The sequence below is a fragment of the Yinghuangia sp. ASG 101 genome, from assembly GCF_021165735.1.
Lineage (GTDB): Bacteria > Actinomycetota > Actinomycetes > Streptomycetales > Streptomycetaceae > Yinghuangia.
The window spans coordinates 5884425-5900345 of record NZ_CP088911.1 but is presented as its reverse complement, the minus strand read 5'-3'; the positions used below and the strand labels follow the sequence as shown (position 1 = coordinate 5900345).

Here is a 15921-nt window from a genome sequence, read left to right as displayed (position 1 = left end):
GCGGCGGGTCACCTCCCACTGGCGGGCTGGAGGCGCACGTCGACGACCGGCACACGGGCCAGCAGCAACGAGTCGGCCCGGTCGCGCAGCGCCTCTTCGAGTTCTTCGTGCAATTCGTCGGGGTCCCGGAAGTGGTAGTCGACACGCAGCACGGCCTTGCGCCGCGTCACGCGCACCCGCGCGTCCAGCACCCCGGTCGAGGCGAGGGCGGTGTGCCGCAGCAGGTTCCCGGCGGTGCGGCGCGTCATGAACGCGGTCATGTCGGGGGCCACCGGCCGCAGCGGCAGGAGGTGGCGGCGCCCCGGCGTCCACGCCAGCAGCAGCAGCCACAGGCCGACCACGGCGGCGACGACCCCGGTGACCCAGACCCACCGGTCGGTCCAGTCGTTGGTCTGCACGCGGTCGAGCAGGTCGTACGCCCACTGCGGGGTGCGCTCCAGGCGGGCCGCGACGCCCAGGAACACCGCGGTTCCGGCGAGGCCGCCGATGCCGAGCGCGCAGAGCGCGGCGACGAAGCCGCGCGGCGACCAGGCGCGGCGCGGCTTGCGGTAGGCCTCCTCCGCCTCGGAATCGCCCGACGGCTCGGATGGCTTGTCGAGCGGCGCGTCGAGCACGCTCACTGCACGCGCCTCCTGCCCTTGCCGATCCGGGTCATACGCGCGACGACGACGTCGATCCGGACGACGGGCATGCCGGTGAGGCGCTCCACGTCGGAGCGCACCCGCCGGCGGACGACGCCCGCCATGGCCTTCACCTGGCCGGGATACGGCACGTCGAGATCCAGCCGCACGGTCGCGTGGTCGTTGTGGAGCTTCACCCCCGCCTTGGGGTCGCGCAGCTTGGTGTCGGGCGCGGCGGATCCGGTGGCGTCGCGGGCGGCCTTCGCGGCGATCTTCTCGACCACCCGCTCGCCGATGCGCAGGGATCCCCGGTAGGCGGGCGGTGCGGACGGTTCCTGGGGCGTCCGCCCGGCGACACGGGACTGCGCCATCAACGGCGCCGGCCGCGCGACGAGAACAACTCGCTCAGGTCGAGGTCGCCGTCGAAGTAGCGCCCGGCCAGGAAGCCCACCGCGCCGAGCGCGGCGACCAGCAGGAAGGCCCCGAAGCCTCCGATGGCCGCGGCCAGCCCGAGGGCCATACCGGCCAGGAGGCCCACGACTGGTGTGCTCATGACTACCTACTCCTCGGTCCCGTCCAAGTCACGTTCGCCGTCCGCCGCTTCGGCATCCCGCCGCGGCGCCGCCTTACTGTACGCGCGGATTCTGGCCGCGTCGGCGCCGTTCCATGATCGCCCGCCACAGCTGCGCGGGCAGTGACCCACGCCGGTAGACCGTCGTCTCGGACGCGGCGGGAGTGGTTTTCGCGGGGCCGGGCTCCGCTCCCCCGGAGGAAAGCAGAGCCCGGTAACGCACGAGCCCGGCGACGAACTCCGCGGGGTCACCGCCCCGGTCCGGATGCCGTGTCTTGATGAACTCCCGGTATTCGCGCAGGAGTTCACGCCGCTCCACGTCATCCGCGTCCGCCGTCATCGCCGGCCCGTCCGTTTCACTGAAGCTGGCGTTCCTTCTCGTCCTCGTGCTCGATGTGGATGTCGTCGACGGCGATGTTCACCTCGACGACCTCCAGGGCGGTCATGCGCTCGACCGACGAGATGACGTTCTCCCGCACAGCCGCCGCGAGTTCGGCGATCGGCACACCGTATTCGACGACGATGGCCAGATCCACCGCGCACTGCTTCTCGCCGACCTCGACGCTCACGCCCTGCGCGACGTTGGGCTTGCCGCCCGGGACGCGCTGGCGCACCGCGGCGAACGCCCTGGCCGCCCCGCTGCCGAGCGCGTACACGCCCGAGATGTCGCGGGCGGCGATACCGGCGATCTTGGCCACGACGCCGTCGGCGATGGAGGTGCGCCCGCGATCGGAGCTCAGCCTCGCCACCTCGGTACCACTGGACCGCTGTTGTCCGGGCACGCGCTCCGCTTCCTTCTCGGACGACTGCGCTCCGCCCCGTCCGGCTGTCGTGTCCGCCATCGACGCACTTCCCTTCGCCATAGGATTTTCCCCCGGTGGGTCGATCCTGCACCTGCCCCGCGTGCGGATCGCCACACCTGCACCAAGGTTATGTCCGAATCACCGCTGCCACACCGGCGAACCGCCGTTCCCGCAGCGGGTCAGGGGCGATGTCCATGGTGTCCGGCGGTGGTTGACTGCGGTGGGGCGGGCAGTGTGAACGAGGCGGCGGTCCAATGAACGCACGGAACGGCAGTACGGACGACGTTTCCGGGTCGGTGATGCCCACGGCCGAGCAGTTGCTCGCGGCCACGGCACCGCCCGGGCACGGCGGCGAGAAGGGCGGCGCGAAGGCCGGACGCGGCACACCCCGGAAGGGAATTGGTGATATTCCGGGCATCACGGAATCGCCCGACGCGCGCGCACTCCGTGCGGCGGCCGACGCGGAACCCGGTGTGCGGTCCCGCAGTTGCCTGATCCGGACGGACGAACCCCCGGTCGGCGTACGGGTGATCGTGTCGATCGCGGTCGCCTACGGGCTCGCCCTCCACGAAGTCGCACGCCGCGTCCGCACCCGCGTCGCCACCGCGGCGGCCGAATTGTTCGAGGCGGCACCCGACGCGGTGACCGTGGACGTGAAAGTGGTCTGGCTGGACGAACCCGCCGCCGAGGACAACCACGCCCACTGAGTTCGGGTGCCGACGCGACCGGGCACGCGGCGGCCGACGAGCCGATCGCCATCGTCGGCGGCGGCCCGCGAGGGGGGCACCCACCGCGCGTGACGACATCGGCGCGCGGTGACGCCCGTACTCTCTCCCGGGCCGGGCGACGCGCGCGGCGCGCGTTTCGCGGCCCGGCCCCGACCAAGACCGCCTCCGCGCGCACCGGCACCGCGGCGCCCGCACGCCCGGGCATCGTGCATCCGGGCATCGTGCATCCGGGCATCCGGGCATCCGGGCATCCGGGCATCCGGGCATCCGGGCATCCGGGCATCCGGGCATCCGGGCGGAGCGTGTCCGCGCAGACCCGTCCGGTAACGCTCACCTCGCGGGCATCCCCGCCCACAAGCGGGCCGAGGCCGTCCGCGCCCGTCTACTCCCCGCGCCCCAGGAGATCCTTGAGCCGGCGGCCCTGGGCCTCGCGTTCCGCGGCGCGCTGTGCGTCGTAGTGTCGCGAGGTCGCGCCGAGGAGCAGGGCCTTGGTCTCGACGACGGCGTCGCGCGGCGCCCGGATCAGGGCTTCGGCGGTTTCGTGGGCGGCCTTGTCGAGGTCTTCGGGCGGGACAACCGAATTCGCCAGGCCGAGGGCCAGCGCCTCCGCGGCACCGACGCGGCGCCCGGTGGCGCAGATCTCGAACGCGCGGGCGTAGCCGACCAGGTCGACGAGCGGCTTGGTGCCCGCGAGGTCCGGGACCAGGCCGAGCGTGGTCTCCGCCATCGAGAACTGCACGTCCTCGGCGCACACCCGCACGTCGCAGGCCAGCGCGAGCTGGAACCCGGCCCCCACCGCGTGGCCCTGCACCGCCGCGATGGAGACCAGGTCCGGGCGGCGCCACCAGGTGAACGCCTCCTGGAACAGCGAGATGGCCGCGTCGCGCTCCGCGTCGTCCATCTCCGCGAGCCCGGCCAGATCGGCCTCGCCCGGAACACCGCCCCCGCCGGGGAACAGCCGGCGGTCGAGCCCCGCCGAGAACGACGACCCTTCGCCCCGGAGCACGACCGCGCGGACGTCGCCGGGCAGCGAGCGCCCGACCCCGGCAAGCTCCCGCCACATGGCGGGCGTCTGCGCGTTGCGCCGGTCCGGCTTGGCCAGGGTCACCACGGCGATCGGACCCGTGCGTTCCAGACGGACGTACTCCGACATGCTCCACCTCCATGTGGGGAACGGCGCCGGATCCGTGCGGACCCGTGCACCGGCAACCGACCACCCGGCCCATGGCGGGTCGGGTGGTCGCACATGAAAAGTTCTACCAGGCGGTAACTTGCTGAGCCGTCGGCCGTGCGGTTCGTGCGAGAGCGCCGCTCCCGTCGTCAGGGGCGAGGGCGGCGCGGTGGTGCGGGTCGCGCTGTTCGGGCTGGGTGCAGCACTGGTTCGGACCAAGGGCAAAGGCAGCGCAAGTGGAACTCCGGCGAGGACTTCAGGACGCCGTCGCCTTGGTCTTGCCGCGCGTGGCCCCACCCCTTCCGCGCAGGGTCACACCCGACTCGCTCAGCATCCGGTGCACGAAGCCGTAGGAACGGCCCGTCTCCTCCGCAAGGGCGCGGATGCTGGCACCGGAGTCGTACTTTTTCTTGAGGTCCGCCGCGAGCTTTTCGCGCGCGGCGCCGGTCACCCGGCTGCCCTTCTTCAGAGTCTCGGCCACACGTGCCTCCTCATGGGAAGTGCGCTCTGGGTTCCCATGATCACCCCTGTCGCGCGGCAACACCAGCGATTCCCCGGAGCCCATGGCACGGACGCCAGGGCCAGTCGGGCCGTTGGCTCCCATGATCCACCGAGCGGAACGGCCCATTCCCCGGCGAGGTCGTGGACCTCGTCCGGTATCGCACCGCAAAGCCGCTGGTCACCCACGACGTTTGTGGCCTCGCACAGCGTGGCCGGACGTTTGGTTGGACCGCTCGGGACGCCGACCGGAGCAACTGATTCCTCTTGTGAGGATTTTGTGTGGGAATCCCGCGCGAGGGTCAGGCGAGCGCCACCAGATCCGCGTAGTCGGCATTCCACAGGTCTTCGACGCCGTCCGGCAGCAGGATGATGCGCTCCGGCTGCAGCGCCTCGACCGCGCCCTCGTCGTGCGTCACCAGCACGACCGCGCCGGCGTACGACCGCAGCGCCGACAGGACCTCCTCACGGCTGGCCGGGTCGAGGTTGTTGGTCGGCTCGTCCAGCAGCAGCACGTTGGCCGCGGACACGACCAGCGTCGCGAGCGCGAGCCGGGTCTTCTCACCGCCCGACAGCACTCCCGCCGGCTTGTCCACGTCGTCGCCGGAGAACAGGAACGAGCCGAGCACCTTGCGCACCTCGACCAGGTCCATGTCGGGGGCGGACGAACGCATGTTCTCCAACACCGTGCGGCCCGGGTCCAGGGTCTCGTGCTCCTGCGCGTAATAGCCCAGCTTGAGCCCGTGGCCCGGCTCGACCCTCCCGGTGTCGGGCGCCTCGACCCCCGCGAGAAGCCGCAGCAGCGTCGTCTTGCCGGCGCCGTTGAGACCGAGGATCACGACGCGCGAGCCCTTGTCGATCGCGAGGTCGACGTCGGTGAAGATCTCCAGCGACCCGTACGACTTCGACAGCTCGGACGCCATCAGCGGCGTCTTGCCGCAGGGCGCGGGCTCGGGGAAACGGAGCTTGGCGACCTTGTCCGCCTGCCGCACGCCCTCGAGACCGGAGAGCAGGCGCTCGGCACGCCGTGCCATGTTCTGCGCCGCCACGGTCTTCGTCGCCTTGGCACGCATCTTGTCGGCCTGCGACATCAGCGCCGCGGCCTTCTTCTCCGCGTTGTCGCGCTCGCGCTTGCGGCGGCGCTCGTCGGTCTCGCGCTGCGTGAGGTACGCCTTCCACCCCACGTTGTAGACGTCGATCGCGGTGCGGTTGGCGTCCAGGTGGAACACCTTGTTGACGCACGCCTCGACGAGGTTCTCGTCGTGGCTGATGACGATGAACCCGCCCTTGTACGTCTTGAGGAAGTCGCGCAGCCAAACGATCGAGTCGGCGTCCAGGTGGTTCGTGGGCTCGTCGAGCAGCAGGGTGTCGGCGTCCGAGAAGAGGATCCGGGCCAGCTCGACCCGGCGCCGCTGACCGCCGGACAGCGTGCGCAGCGGCTGGCCCAGGATCCGGTCGGGCAGCCCGAGGCTCGCCGCGATCGTCGCGGCCTCGGCCTCGGCCGCGTACCCGCCCTTCGTGAGGAACTCGGTCTCCAGCCGGGCGTACCGGCGCATCGCCTTGTCGCGGGCGTCGCCGGTCGCCGTCGACATCGTCTGCTCGGCGGCGCGCATGCCGTTGATCGCCGCGTCCAGGCCGCGTGCGGACAGGATGCGGTCGGTCGCGAGGACGTCGAGGTCGCCGGTGCGCGGGTCCTGCGGCAGGTAGCCGACCTCGCCCGACCGCGTGATCGTCCCGGCGGCCGGCTGGGTCTCGCCCGCGAGCGTTTTGGTCAGCGTGGTCTTGCCGGCACCGTTGCGGCCGACCAGGCCGATGCGGTCGCCGGGAGCGACGCGGAAACTGGCGGATTCGAGCAGGATGCGGGCACCCGCACGCAGTTCGACGGCGGTGGCAGTGATCATCTCGGGGACGTGACTCCAGGTCGGGCCGGACGTGGCTCCGGCGGCAGGGGCTGGCGCCGTATCAGGGAACTCTGCCCCGCCTGCCGCGCCGACCGCGACGGCTTTTGGTCAGTCTAACCGGACGCCGAAGGCGGCCGACCCGCCTGTCCGCTTCGCAAGACGGCGCCCTCGGGATGAGACCGACATCACGCGCGCAATCATGACGTACCGTCAGTTCCGGTGCCTCACGGGACCGGTACGTCGCACCACACGACCTTGCCGCCCGCGATCGGGTAGCTGCCCCAGGAATTCGCGAGCGCCTCGACCAACAGCAGCCCGCGTCCGTTCTCGTCCGACGCGCGGGCCGGGCGGCCCGGCCGCCGCAGCGGTCCTCCGGCGTCGGCGACCGCGAGGCGGAACACACCGTCGCCGCACAGCAGTTGCACGGTGACCTCGGTCGACTGCGGGGCGTGCCGCACGGCGTTGGTCACCAACTCGGAGACCAGGAGTTCGAGGATCTGCAGCGGCTCGTCGGCACTCTCCCCCGCCAGCGCGTTGCGCAGGGCGTGGCGGGCCCGCGGCACCGCGTCGACCGAGGCCGGCAGATGCAGCGTCAGCAGCACCGCCGCCGCGCGCCCGCCCGCGGCCTGCGGACCGTCGTGCCCGATCGGGGACGGCACCGGTCGGGTGGCACCGGAAATCGCGGAAACCAAGGCATGGCCCGCGGAGTGGCCCGGTGCCGGTGATTCGAACTCGGACTCCCCATGCTGTCGCAAGGGTGCGGTCTCGCCCACAGCTCCCCCTGATCGCCGAATCGTGCGCCGCTCGTGGTGCTCTCGGATCGTGCTTCGGACGAATCCTGCTGATTCCCTCTGGGCCCCTGTAGATGAGATCTACTTGCCGGGGCCACCCGAAACCTGGTTGGCCGCACCAGACACGGATGAGTGGCTTTCGGCCGTTGCGCGGACGGCGGTGGAGGAAGCGGCGGCGCACGCCGGGCGCACGGCTTTCACGTCACCGCGTACCGTGGGCGCGGGAATCGGAAGCCCTCGCCGATCGTTGAGGTCACTGGAGTAGAGGGTCACGACGCGCGGCCTCCCGGCAGGCGCGGAAAGCGGTGGGAGGAGGCGACAGTGTTCGGCGGCGTTTTCGAAGAGCTGTTCAGCCCGGGGCGCAAGCACACCAGCGACGAGCACAACAGGCTCACACTCGCCCGCGACGACGACCACGAAGACGGCGGTCCCGGCCCGATCGACCTGGACAAGGGCATAGTCGTCATCCGTCGGCCGGCTCCGGCCCCGGCGGAGTCGACCCCGGCGGCGGACGGGGAGGGCGGCGCGGCCCCCCACTCCTCCGACGCGTCCGCGCCGGCGTCCGAGCGCGCGGACGCCGGCGCGGCGCCCGACCGGGCCTCGGATCAGTAGGCCCCGGGCCGGACGACCTCGTCCGGCCGCCGCCCTCGCCGCACGGATGGCGAAGGCCTCCGGTCCGGTGCGGCGCGGGCGCACGGGCGTCACCCACCGGTGTGCTCACCGGCCGGATCCGCGCATTGACCAGGGACGCCCCGTGCGGACGCGGGTCGCTCGCGGGAACCAACCGGACCGCAGGGGCGTCACGCATGCACGGGTGGTGTGCACGACGCCGCCCTGTGCCGACCACAAGCGCGGGCGCTACCGTCGGCACGAGGAGAGCGGCAAGAGAAGCGTCCGCGTCACGGAGGATCCGCATGCAGCCACGGCTTGAGGCCACGCTGGCCGATTTCGTCCCGGCCCTGCGCTTCCTGCCTCCCGATCGTGTGGACCGCCGCCTCGGCCATCCCGATCTGCCGCCCGCGTGGTGGACGAGCGTGCCGATCTCCCGCGCGGTGGACGCGATCGGCGCGACCGAGCTGCCCGACCGGCTCGCGGAGCTGGCCTACGGCGAATTGCGGCACCTGCGGCTCGGCGACCTGCTGCCCGCGGCGTGGCTGGCACGCAACGACTTCCGGCTCTCCCAGTGGCCGTCGGGCGTGCGGACGAACGTCCTGGTGCGGACGCCGGACTGGGCCGACCTGCTGGGCACCACCGTGCAGGAGATCGGCGACTGGACGAATATCGGCACGACGACGGTGCGGCCGGTGATCTCCCAGCTGTTCGCCGAAGTCCTCGGCCTGCTGCCGGCGGACCGGGGGGCGGGCGACGCGACGGTGGCGGACGCGGCCGAGGCGCCGGAGACGACCGCGGACGCGGACGCGGCGGATGACGCGGCCGACGCCGTCACCCATGCCGCCGAGGTGGCGGACCCGACGACGGAGTCCGCGCAGGCCGCGGAACCCGAGCCGGGCGACGTCGCGGGCGAGGGCGCGGCCTCGCGGGCCGAGGCCCCCGTCGAACCGGCCGTTCCCGCGCCGCGCGGCATCCGCATCAGCAAGCGTCCGCCGGTCGCCCCGACCCCCGACGCGGCCGACGCCGCCGGCCCCTCCGCCGCCGAGGCACTTCCCGCCGCGCCCGCCGAGGAGACGTCGTACGCGGAGGAGGAGACGTACGCGGAGGAGTACGACGGCCTCGTCGACGCGATCGAGGACGAGCTGCGCCCGGTCAGCATCCCCGCGCCGCCCACCGGCGACCTCAGTGCCGTCGTGTGCTGGCTCGCGGAGGAGGCGCCGGACGTCCCGCTCATGTCGGAGCTGACCCGCGTCACGCTGGAGATCGTGGCCGTGGTCGGCGTCGACAGCGCGACCCCGGAAGTACGCACGTCACTGCTGCGGCTGATGTCGCTGGTGCCCGCGAGCCTGCTGCCCGAGGGGCTTGATCCCGCTTCGGTCGCCGCGCTTGCCCCGGACTCGGGCTCCGAGGACCCTGACGACGCGTCGCCCGACCCCGACGATCCGTACGACGCACCGGAGATGACCTCCGTCCTCGGCGCCGTACCGCCCCCCGTGCCGGACGACGCGGCCGGACCGGACGCGGCCGACCCCACGAACCGGGGCGCCGGAGCGGACGCGACCGTGCTCGTACCGCCCGGGACGACGCCCCCGCCGCCGCCCTGGGCCGCGGACTCCGACGATCTGACCGTGCTCGCGATGCCCGCCGCGGCGCCCCCGCCGGACGACTCCCCCGAACCCGACGCCGCCGTCGACGCCTTCGGTGAAGTGCCCCCGATGACGCGCGACGACTTCCCGGCACTGCCCGCACCGGACGCCCCGGCGGCGGACGCGCACGGACACGGCGACGACGAAGCGGTGGACGCGTTCGGCGAGATCCCGCCCGCGACGCGCGACGACTTCCCGATCCCGGCGACGCCGCGCGGCGCACCGTCCGGCGACAGCCCGGCACCGCGCAAGGACGCGCGTCAGACAGTGCACGAGCCCGGCGACGCGGCCGACGAGGCCGCCGCGTCACACCGGGCGGACGCGGCGAGCCCGGCGAAACCGGCGAAGTCATCCGACGGCTCCCGGCCGGACTCCCCCGCGGCCCAGGGCTTCGTCATCCCGCCGAGGCCCACCGCGCCGCCGCCGCTGCCGCCGCGTCCGGCCGACACTCCGCCGACCGCCGCCGGATCGGCCGCCCCCGAGCCGACCGAGGCACCCGCGAGCGCTCCCGCCCGCGAGGCCGCCGAGACGTTCGCCGGGGAGCCCGGGACGGCACCGGACGAAGCCGAGGACTCCGACACCGACTTCGTCCCCGCCCACAGCAACATCGTGATGGTGCTGGCCGCGTGGTTCACCGGCCGCGAACCCCGCTGGCGCACCCTCGCCCGGGACCGCCTCTTCACCGACAGCCCTCGGGAACTCGCGTCGCTCGCCGCCGAGTTCGACAAGGACTCGATCGAGGTCGAGGCGCTGGAGCAGGCGCTGCGGCAGCACCTCGCCCATCAGTTGGACCAGCCCGGCGGCGCCGCGGTGCGCGCGCACCTGGGCAGCGTCGAGGCCCGGCTCGGCCCGGTCGCGACCGTGGCCGAGCTGCGTGACCTCGACCGGCGGCACGCCGCGACCATTCCCGGGCTCGGCGTGCAGCTGTGGCAGGTGCTGCGCGGGCTGCTCGCCCTCAACACCTCGGTCGACGGCTGGCTGACCGCCGGGGCGCCGGGCGAACTGGAGTCGCGTACCGCGGAGATCGTGAGCGCGGCGTGCGCGCGCACCGGCTCGGTGCCCTTCGCGGCCCTCGAACCCCCCTTGTCGGCGCTGGGGATTCGCCCCGAGGTCCGCGAGGCGTGGATCTCCCGCCTCGACGGGTTCGACCTGGAGGACGGCGTCGTCCACCCGTGGCCCGCCGACGAGTCCGGCCCGGTGCCCGCCGCGCAGGCGCCCGACGCGGGCCGGGCACCGGCCCCGCCGACCCGGGAGATCGCGCCCGAGGAGGCCCCGGCGGTCGCCGACCCCGGCGACGCGGCGCGCTGCTTCCGCGACGAACAAGGCGTGTGGTGGTACCGCGTGGATGTGGAGGCGCCGCTCCTGGACGGCGAACGCCTGCCGCTGCCACCGCAGTTCGTCCAGGTGCTGGGGCTGCGGCCGGACGGCGGTCTGCGGCTGCACCACGCCGCCGGGCCCGCCGCGCTGCGCTGGGAGCGTGAGCCGTACTGCGTCTCGCTGCGCGCGATCCTGCACGGACTCGGCGCCGAGATCGGCGACATGGTCTTCATCGGGTCCGTCCGGCAGGGCCGGATGGAGACGCGACTCCTCGCGGGAGACGGCAAGTTGCGCCTGCCCCGCTGGGCACGAGCGCTGCGGCACACGGGTGTCGACCCGGTGCCCGACCAGGTGAACCTCCCGGCGCTGCTGGGCTCCCGGCTGGGGCTCGGCGACGGCTGCGACCTCAAGGCGGTGCTGAAACGCCTTCAGGACCGCGGCGACACCGACGTGTTGGAACTGCTCGGGGTCGGTACCGCGCACTGACCCGGCGGGTTCACCCCCCGCTCTCGCACGCGCCCCGGCGCCGGTCTCGCACGCGGGCCGGGGCGCTGCGCGTTCCCCGGGCGACGGCCGGCCACCGAGGGAATCCCCTTGAATTCCCGCGCCGACACCCGTTCGCGTTGCCTTGCGCCGTTCTCCGGGGCCATCGTTTTCAGCGGCACCACGTGACTCTCACGTGCTTTCCCTCTCCTCTTGGGAGGTCCCCTCGCATGTCCTCGGTTAGGCCCGCGTCCCGAACCAGGGTCTGCGCCGTCGCGATCGGTGTGACCGTCATGCTCGCCGGGCTGGTCGCCTGTGGAGACGACAACGACAAGTCCGGCGCGCCCCCGATGCCGCCGATTCCCACCGCCATTCCGTCGCTGCCGTCCTTGACGGTCCCGCCGCCGACCGTGCTGCTGCCCACGGGCCTCGACACCGACTTCGACCTGCCCACCACCCCGGCGACGCGTCGTTCGACCGTCACCCGGACACCGACGGTGGAGGCCACCACGCCCACCGCGAAGACCAGCGGCTTCTCCACGGGCGAGTGCCTGGCCGGCGAAATCGCGGGCGACGGGTCGCGGCAGGACGAGCTGACCGAGGTGTCGTGCTCGGACGCCGACGCCGCGTTCAAGGTGCTGCGGACCTTCCCGTACCGGATCGGCTCGGACCCGTGCGCCGACGTCTCCGGCACCGAGTACTCCTACGACGAGTACATGACCCTCAACGGCGTCCCCACCGGCACCGGCACGACGTACTGCCTTCGGACGATCTGACCCGCGAACGCGTCGGGGCGGCACCCGAACTCCGGGTACCGCCCCGCGGATTCGCGGCCGGGGCGTCAGGGCGACGCGAACCGGTCCAGCCCCGGCGGGAGTTGCGCCGCCGCCGAACGGTCCAGCAGCCACAGCGTGTTGCGCCGCCCGTACGCGCCGGCCGCCGGCACCTGCACCGGCCCGCCGCCGCCCAGTCCGAGGCGCACCGCCGACGCCTTGTCGTCCCCGGCGGCCAGCAGCCACACGTCCTTGGCGGTGCGAATCGCCGGGAACGTCAAGGTGATACGCGTCGGCGGCGGCTTCGGGGCACCGCGCACCGCGACCACGGTCAGCTCGGTCTCGTGGACGGCCGGCAGTTCGGGAAACAGCGACGCGACGTGGCAGTCCGGGCCCACGCCGAACATCGCGATGTCGAACGACGGTACGTCCACACCACCGCGCTCGGCCGGGGTCTCCGGCCGTGCGGCGACCGCGAGTTCGTCCGCGTAGCGGCCGGCCGCCGCCTCCGGGTCGTTGCCGTCCGGACCGTCCGCGGCGGGCATGGGATGGACGAACTCCGGGTTCAGCGCGAGCCCGTCGAGCAGTTCCGCGCGGGCCTGCGTCTCGTTGCGCTCCGGATGACCGGACGGCAGGAACCGCTCGTCTCCCCACCACACGTGCACGTGCGCCCAGTCGACGACGTCGCGGGCGGGCGACGCGGCGAGTTCGCGCAGCAGCGCGTTGCCGTTGCGCCCCCCGGTCAGCACCACATGAGCCATCCCGCGCGCCGCCTGCGCGTCGACGACGCGGGTGAGGAACCGCGCCGCCGCCGCTCGCGCCAGCAGTACGCCGTCGGCGTGCACGAGCACGCCGGGTGTTCCGGTCACGAGGAACCGCCGTTGTGCTTGCGGGAGTTCCCGGAGGCCGGGTCCTGGCCCGCCGAGTCCGCGGCGTCGGAGGAGGAGTCGCCCTTGGCCCGCGTCGCACGCGAACCGGCCGTCTTGGCCGCGGACTTCCTCGGCTCCTCGGACGCGTCCCGGTTCCCCGCCGGGCGGGTCTTCCGCGAAGCGCCCTGCTCGTCCGCGCCGTCCGACGCCCCGGAATCCTTCCCGGAGGCGGTCTCGGCCCCCGCCGAGCCGGCCGCCCGGCCCGTCTTCCGCGCCCGCGACGCGTCACGGCGGCCGGAGGGCCGGACGACGTCGACGGACTCCGCCATCGTCGATGCTCCCGCGACCGCGCCGACCGCCGGGGCCGCCACCGTCCCCTCCTCGTGCCGGGACGCCTCGACCGCAGCCGCGGACGCGCGCGGCGCTGTGCCGTGGCTCGCGTCTCCGGCCTCCTTCGCGGCATGCGCGAGCGTCGTCGCGTAGACGTCGTCGGGGTCGAGCCGCCGCAGTTCCTCCGCGATCAGCTCGGCCGCCTCGCGCCGCTTGAGCGCGACATGCCGGTCCGGCTGCCCGGGTGTGGACAGCGTCGCCAGCAAACCGTCGGGCCGGGTGATGGAGATCTCGCCGCTCTCGGTGGTGAGGCGCACGGCGGTGATGCCCGGGCCCGTCGAGACGACGCGCTCCAACGGCACCGCGAGCCGGTCCGACAGCCACAGCGCGAGCAGTTCGGCGCTCGGGTTGCCCGCCTTGGCCTCCACGGACGCGCCGGAGATCCGGTCATACCGCTGGTCGAGCGCGGCGGCGAGCAGGCTGCGCCACGTCGTGGTCCGGGTCCACGCGAGGTCGGTGTCGCCGGGGGTGTAGCCGGACGCGCGGATCTCCAGCCAGTCGGCGCGGCGCGGCGCGGCGACGGCGTCGGTGATCCGGCGCTGCGCGAGTATCCCGAGGCGGTCCTTGCTGGGCGTCTCGGGCGCGCCGCCCGGCCACCACACCACCACGGGGGCGTCCGGCAGCAGCAGGGGCAGCACGACGGACTCGGCGTGGTCGGCCAGTTCGCCGTGCAGCCGCAGGACGACCGTCTCCCCCGCCCCGGCGTCCCCGACGCGGACCTCGGCGTCGAGGCGGGGGGTGATCTCCTGGCCGGGGCGGCCGATGACGACGAGGATGCGCGACGGGTGCTCGCGCGCGGCCTCGACGGCGGCCTTCATCGCGTCGTACTGGTTGCTCTCGTCGGTGACGATCACCAGCGTGAGCACCATGCCGAGGGCGGGCGAGCCGATGGCGTGCCGTGCCTCGACGAGGGCCGCGTTGACGGCGCTGGACTTGGTGTCGGTCAGGTCGATCATCATGGGCGGCGCCAGCTCCGTCCGTCGCGTGCGAGCATCTCGTCGGCGGAGTCCGGGCCCCACGTGCCCGAGACGTACGTATCGGGTTTGCCGTGCTTTTTCCAATACCGCTCCACGGGGTCGAGGATCTTCCAGGACGCCTCGACCTCCTCCCAGCGCGGGAACAGCGGTGCGTCGCCGAGGAGGACGTCGAGAAGCAGCCGTTCGTAGGCCTCGGGACTCGACTCGGTGAAGGACTCGCCGTAGGCGAAGTCCATGTTGACGTCGCGGACCTCCATCGCGGTGCCGGGCACCTTGGAGCCGAACCGCACGGTCATGCCTTCGTCCGGCTGAACGCGGATGACCAGCGCGTTCTGCCCCAGCTCCTCCGTGGCGGTCTCGTCGAACGGCAGGTGGGGGGCGCGCTGGAACACGACGGCGATCTCGGTCACCCGGCGGCCGAGGCGCTTCCCGGTGCGCAGGTAGAACGGCACGCCCGCCCAGCGCCGGTTGGCGATCTCCAGCTTTATCGCGGCGTACGTGTCGGTGCGCGAGGACGGCGGGATGCCGTCCTCCTCCAGGTAGCCGCACACCGGCTCGCCGCCCTGCCAGCCGCGCGTGTACTGCGCGCGGACGGAGTGCCGGCCCAGGTCGGCCGGCAGTTTGATGGAGTTGAGGACCTTCAGCTTCTCGGCGACGAGGGACTCGGCCTCGAACGACAGCGGTTCCTCCATCGCGGTGAGCGCGAGGAGTTGCAGCAGGTGGTTCTGGATGACGTCGCGGGCCGCGCCGATCCCGTCGTAGTAGCCGGCCCGGCCGCCGATGCCGATGTCCTCGGCCATCGTGATCTGCACGTGGTCGACGTAGGAGCGGTTCCACAGCGGCTCGAACATCGTGTTGGCGAAGCGGAGCGCCAGGATGTTCTGGACCGTCTCCTTGCCGAGGTAGTGGTCGATGCGGAAGACCGACTCCGGCGCGAAGACCTCGTCGACGATCTTGTTGAGCTCGATCGCCGTGGGCAGGTCGCTGCCGAACGGCTTCTCGATGACGGCCCGGCGCCACGAGTCGCCGTGCGGCGGGTCGGCGAGGCCGTGCCGCTTGAGCTGGGCGACGACCAGTGGGAAGAACTTGGGCGGTACGGACAGGTAGAAGGCGTGGTTGCCGTGTGTGCCCTGCTTCTCGTCGAGGTCGGTGATCGTCCGGCGGAGGCGGTCGAACGCCTCGTCGTCGTCGAAGTCGCCCTGGACGAACCGGAATCCCTCGGCGAGCTGGCGCCACACCTCCTCGCGGAAGGGGGTGCGCGCGTTCTCCTTGACCGCGCTGTAGACGACCTGCCCGAAGTCCTCGTCGGCCCAGTCGCGCCGGGCGAAGCCCGTGAGCGCGAAGCCCGGGGGCAGCAGGCCGCGGTTGGCCAGGTCGTAGATCGCCGGCATGAGCTTCTTGCGGCTGAGGTCCCCGGTCACCCCGAAGATCACCAGGCCGGAAGGGCCGGCGATGCGCGGGAGACGGCGATCCTGGGGGTCGCGCAGCGGGTTCGTGGGCCAAACCGCGGGGACACGGGTCATGCCGCACCGCCGATCGGCGCGCGACGGCGGTCGGGAAGCGGGTGGCCTGCGGTGATCGACCATGCGACCGTTGCGGCGGTCGGCTCGGCGCGGACCCGGTCACCGGAAACGGTGACGTCCACGCCGCCGGCGGTCACGCGTTCGAATGCGTGTTGCACGGGCGGTCAGCCCTCCTGTGGTGGGGGAGTCTGCTGAAATCATGCCCTGATTGCGTGGATTTCCGCGGGCCGTCGCGGCCGATCGGGTAA

Annotated in this window: 16 protein-coding genes and 1 pseudogene; 4 read left to right on the top strand and 13 right to left on the bottom strand. The window is 73.0% G+C overall.

The features are described 5' to 3' along the window. Positions 1–8 precede the first annotated feature (8 nt). The 5 genes from LO772_RS25330 to LO772_RS25310 form a co-directional block, all read right to left on the bottom strand. Positions 9–620 (bottom strand): DUF6286 domain-containing protein, encoded by a 612-nt coding sequence (locus LO772_RS25330; RefSeq protein WP_231774337.1) that lies wholly within the window; start codon positions 618–620, stop codon positions 9–11. After that, positions 617–991 (bottom strand): Asp23/Gls24 family envelope stress response protein, encoded by a 375-nt coding sequence (locus tag LO772_RS25325; protein ID WP_231774336.1) that lies wholly within the window; start codon positions 989–991, stop codon positions 617–619. Before LO772_RS25325 ends, LO772_RS25330 begins: the two co-directional genes overlap by 4 nt. Continuing rightward, the gene (locus tag LO772_RS25320; RefSeq protein WP_231774335.1) at positions 991–1173 is read right to left on the bottom strand and encodes a hypothetical protein; all 183 of its coding nucleotides are present in this window, start codon (positions 1171–1173) and stop codon (positions 991–993) included. Before LO772_RS25320 ends, LO772_RS25325 begins: the two co-directional genes overlap by 1 nt. A gap of 73 nt (positions 1174–1246) precedes the next feature. Beyond that, entirely contained in the window at positions 1247–1531 is a 285-nt protein-coding gene (locus LO772_RS25315) for a hypothetical protein (protein ID WP_231774334.1), read from the bottom strand. A 16-nt stretch (positions 1532–1547) separates the two neighbouring features. Continuing rightward, positions 1548–2033 (bottom strand): Asp23/Gls24 family envelope stress response protein, encoded by a 486-nt coding sequence (locus LO772_RS25310; RefSeq protein ID WP_231774333.1) that lies wholly within the window; start codon positions 2031–2033, stop codon positions 1548–1550. 215 nt (positions 2034–2248) lie between these two features. Here LO772_RS25310 and LO772_RS25305 point away from each other — a divergent pair, with 215 nt between their 5' ends. Then, positions 2249–2701, top strand: a complete 453-nt coding sequence (locus LO772_RS25305; protein ID WP_231774332.1) for a hypothetical protein — start codon at positions 2249–2251, stop codon at positions 2699–2701. A 403-nt stretch (positions 2702–3104) separates the two neighbouring features. Here the strand turns inward: LO772_RS25305 and LO772_RS25300 are convergent, their stop codons facing one another. From LO772_RS25300 to LO772_RS25285, 4 genes are all read right to left on the bottom strand, one after another. Next, positions 3105–3875: an enoyl-CoA hydratase/isomerase family protein gene (locus tag LO772_RS25300; RefSeq protein ID WP_231774331.1), complete on the bottom strand. Its 771-nt coding sequence runs from the start codon at positions 3873–3875 to the stop codon at positions 3105–3107. A 274-nt stretch (positions 3876–4149) separates the two neighbouring features. Further along, a complete protein-coding gene (locus tag LO772_RS25295; RefSeq protein ID WP_231774330.1) occupies positions 4150–4374 on the bottom strand; it encodes a helix-turn-helix domain-containing protein in 225 nt (74 codons plus the stop codon). A 319-nt stretch (positions 4375–4693) separates the two neighbouring features. Next, positions 4694–6292 (bottom strand): ABC-F family ATP-binding cassette domain-containing protein, encoded by a 1599-nt coding sequence (locus LO772_RS25290; protein WP_231774329.1) that lies wholly within the window; start codon positions 6290–6292, stop codon positions 4694–4696. 224 nt (positions 6293–6516) lie between these two features. After that, complete coding sequence (locus LO772_RS25285; RefSeq protein ID WP_231774328.1) at positions 6517–6951, bottom strand: ATP-binding protein; 435 nt, start codon at positions 6949–6951, stop codon at positions 6517–6519. Positions 6952–7404: 453 nt separating this feature from the next. Here LO772_RS25285 and LO772_RS25280 point away from each other — a divergent pair, with 453 nt between their 5' ends. The 3 genes from LO772_RS25280 to LO772_RS25270 all read left to right on the top strand — a co-directional run bounded on the left by LO772_RS25280 (position 7405) and on the right by LO772_RS25270 (position 11917). Then, positions 7405–7695: a DUF6191 domain-containing protein gene (locus LO772_RS25280; RefSeq protein ID WP_231774327.1), complete on the top strand. Its 291-nt coding sequence runs from the start codon at positions 7405–7407 to the stop codon at positions 7693–7695. Between the two features lie 302 nt (positions 7696–7997). Continuing rightward, positions 7998–11144, top strand: coding sequence for a hypothetical protein (locus LO772_RS25275; RefSeq protein ID WP_231774326.1), 3147 nt, complete (start codon positions 7998–8000; stop codon positions 11142–11144). Positions 11145–11371: 227 nt separating this feature from the next. Further along, a complete protein-coding gene (locus tag LO772_RS25270; RefSeq protein WP_231774325.1) occupies positions 11372–11917 on the top strand; it encodes an LppU/SCO3897 family protein in 546 nt (181 codons plus the stop codon). A gap of 65 nt (positions 11918–11982) precedes the next feature. Here LO772_RS25270 and pgl read toward each other — a convergent pair whose 3' ends face one another. The 4 genes and pseudogenes from pgl to LO772_RS25250 form a co-directional block, all read right to left on the bottom strand. Continuing rightward, the gene (pgl, locus tag LO772_RS25265) at positions 11983–12783 is read right to left on the bottom strand and encodes a 6-phosphogluconolactonase (RefSeq protein ID WP_231774324.1); all 801 of its coding nucleotides are present in this window, start codon (positions 12781–12783) and stop codon (positions 11983–11985) included. A 275-nt stretch (positions 12784–13058) separates the two neighbouring features. Further along, positions 13059–14132 (bottom strand): annotated as a pseudogene (opcA, locus tag LO772_RS25260) (glucose-6-phosphate dehydrogenase assembly protein OpcA); the annotation flags it as partial. After that, a complete protein-coding gene (zwf, locus tag LO772_RS25255) occupies positions 14129–15673 on the bottom strand; it encodes a glucose-6-phosphate dehydrogenase (RefSeq protein WP_231774323.1) in 1545 nt (514 codons plus the stop codon). The gene zwf and the pseudogene opcA, both read right to left, overlap by 4 nt. Continuing rightward, positions 15670–15810: a hypothetical protein gene (locus LO772_RS25250; protein ID WP_231774322.1), complete on the bottom strand. Its 141-nt coding sequence runs from the start codon at positions 15808–15810 to the stop codon at positions 15670–15672. The genes zwf and LO772_RS25250 overlap by 4 nt, the downstream gene beginning before the upstream one ends. Between the last annotated feature and the right edge of the window lie 111 nt (positions 15811–15921).

Excerpts from the sequence above, each read along its gene's own strand:
- LO772_RS25325 (WP_231774336.1), bottom strand. The coding sequence starts at position 991 with ATGGCGCAGTCCCGTGTCGCCGGGCGGACGCCCCAGGAACCGTCCGCA.
- LO772_RS25320 (WP_231774335.1), bottom strand. The coding sequence starts at position 1,173 with ATGAGCACACCAGTCGTGGGCCTCCTGGCCGGTATGGCCCTCGGGCTG.
- LO772_RS25315 (WP_231774334.1), bottom strand. The coding sequence starts at position 1,531 with ATGACGGCGGACGCGGATGACGTGGAGCGGCGTGAACTCCTGCGCGAA.
- LO772_RS25310 (WP_231774333.1), bottom strand. The coding sequence starts at position 2,033 with ATGGCGGACACGACAGCCGGACGGGGCGGAGCGCAGTCGTCCGAGAAG.
- LO772_RS25305 (WP_231774332.1), top strand. The coding sequence starts at position 2,249 with ATGAACGCACGGAACGGCAGTACGGACGACGTTTCCGGGTCGGTGATG.
- LO772_RS25300 (WP_231774331.1), bottom strand. The coding sequence starts at position 3,875 with ATGTCGGAGTACGTCCGTCTGGAACGCACGGGTCCGATCGCCGTGGTG.
- LO772_RS25290 (WP_231774329.1), bottom strand. The coding sequence starts at position 6,292 with ATGATCACTGCCACCGCCGTCGAACTGCGTGCGGGTGCCCGCATCCTG.
- LO772_RS25275 (WP_231774326.1), top strand. The coding sequence starts at position 7,998 with ATGCAGCCACGGCTTGAGGCCACGCTGGCCGATTTCGTCCCGGCCCTG.
- LO772_RS25270 (WP_231774325.1), top strand. The coding sequence starts at position 11,372 with ATGTCCTCGGTTAGGCCCGCGTCCCGAACCAGGGTCTGCGCCGTCGCG.
- zwf (WP_231774323.1), bottom strand. The coding sequence starts at position 15,673 with ATGACCCGTGTCCCCGCGGTTTGGCCCACGAACCCGCTGCGCGACCCC.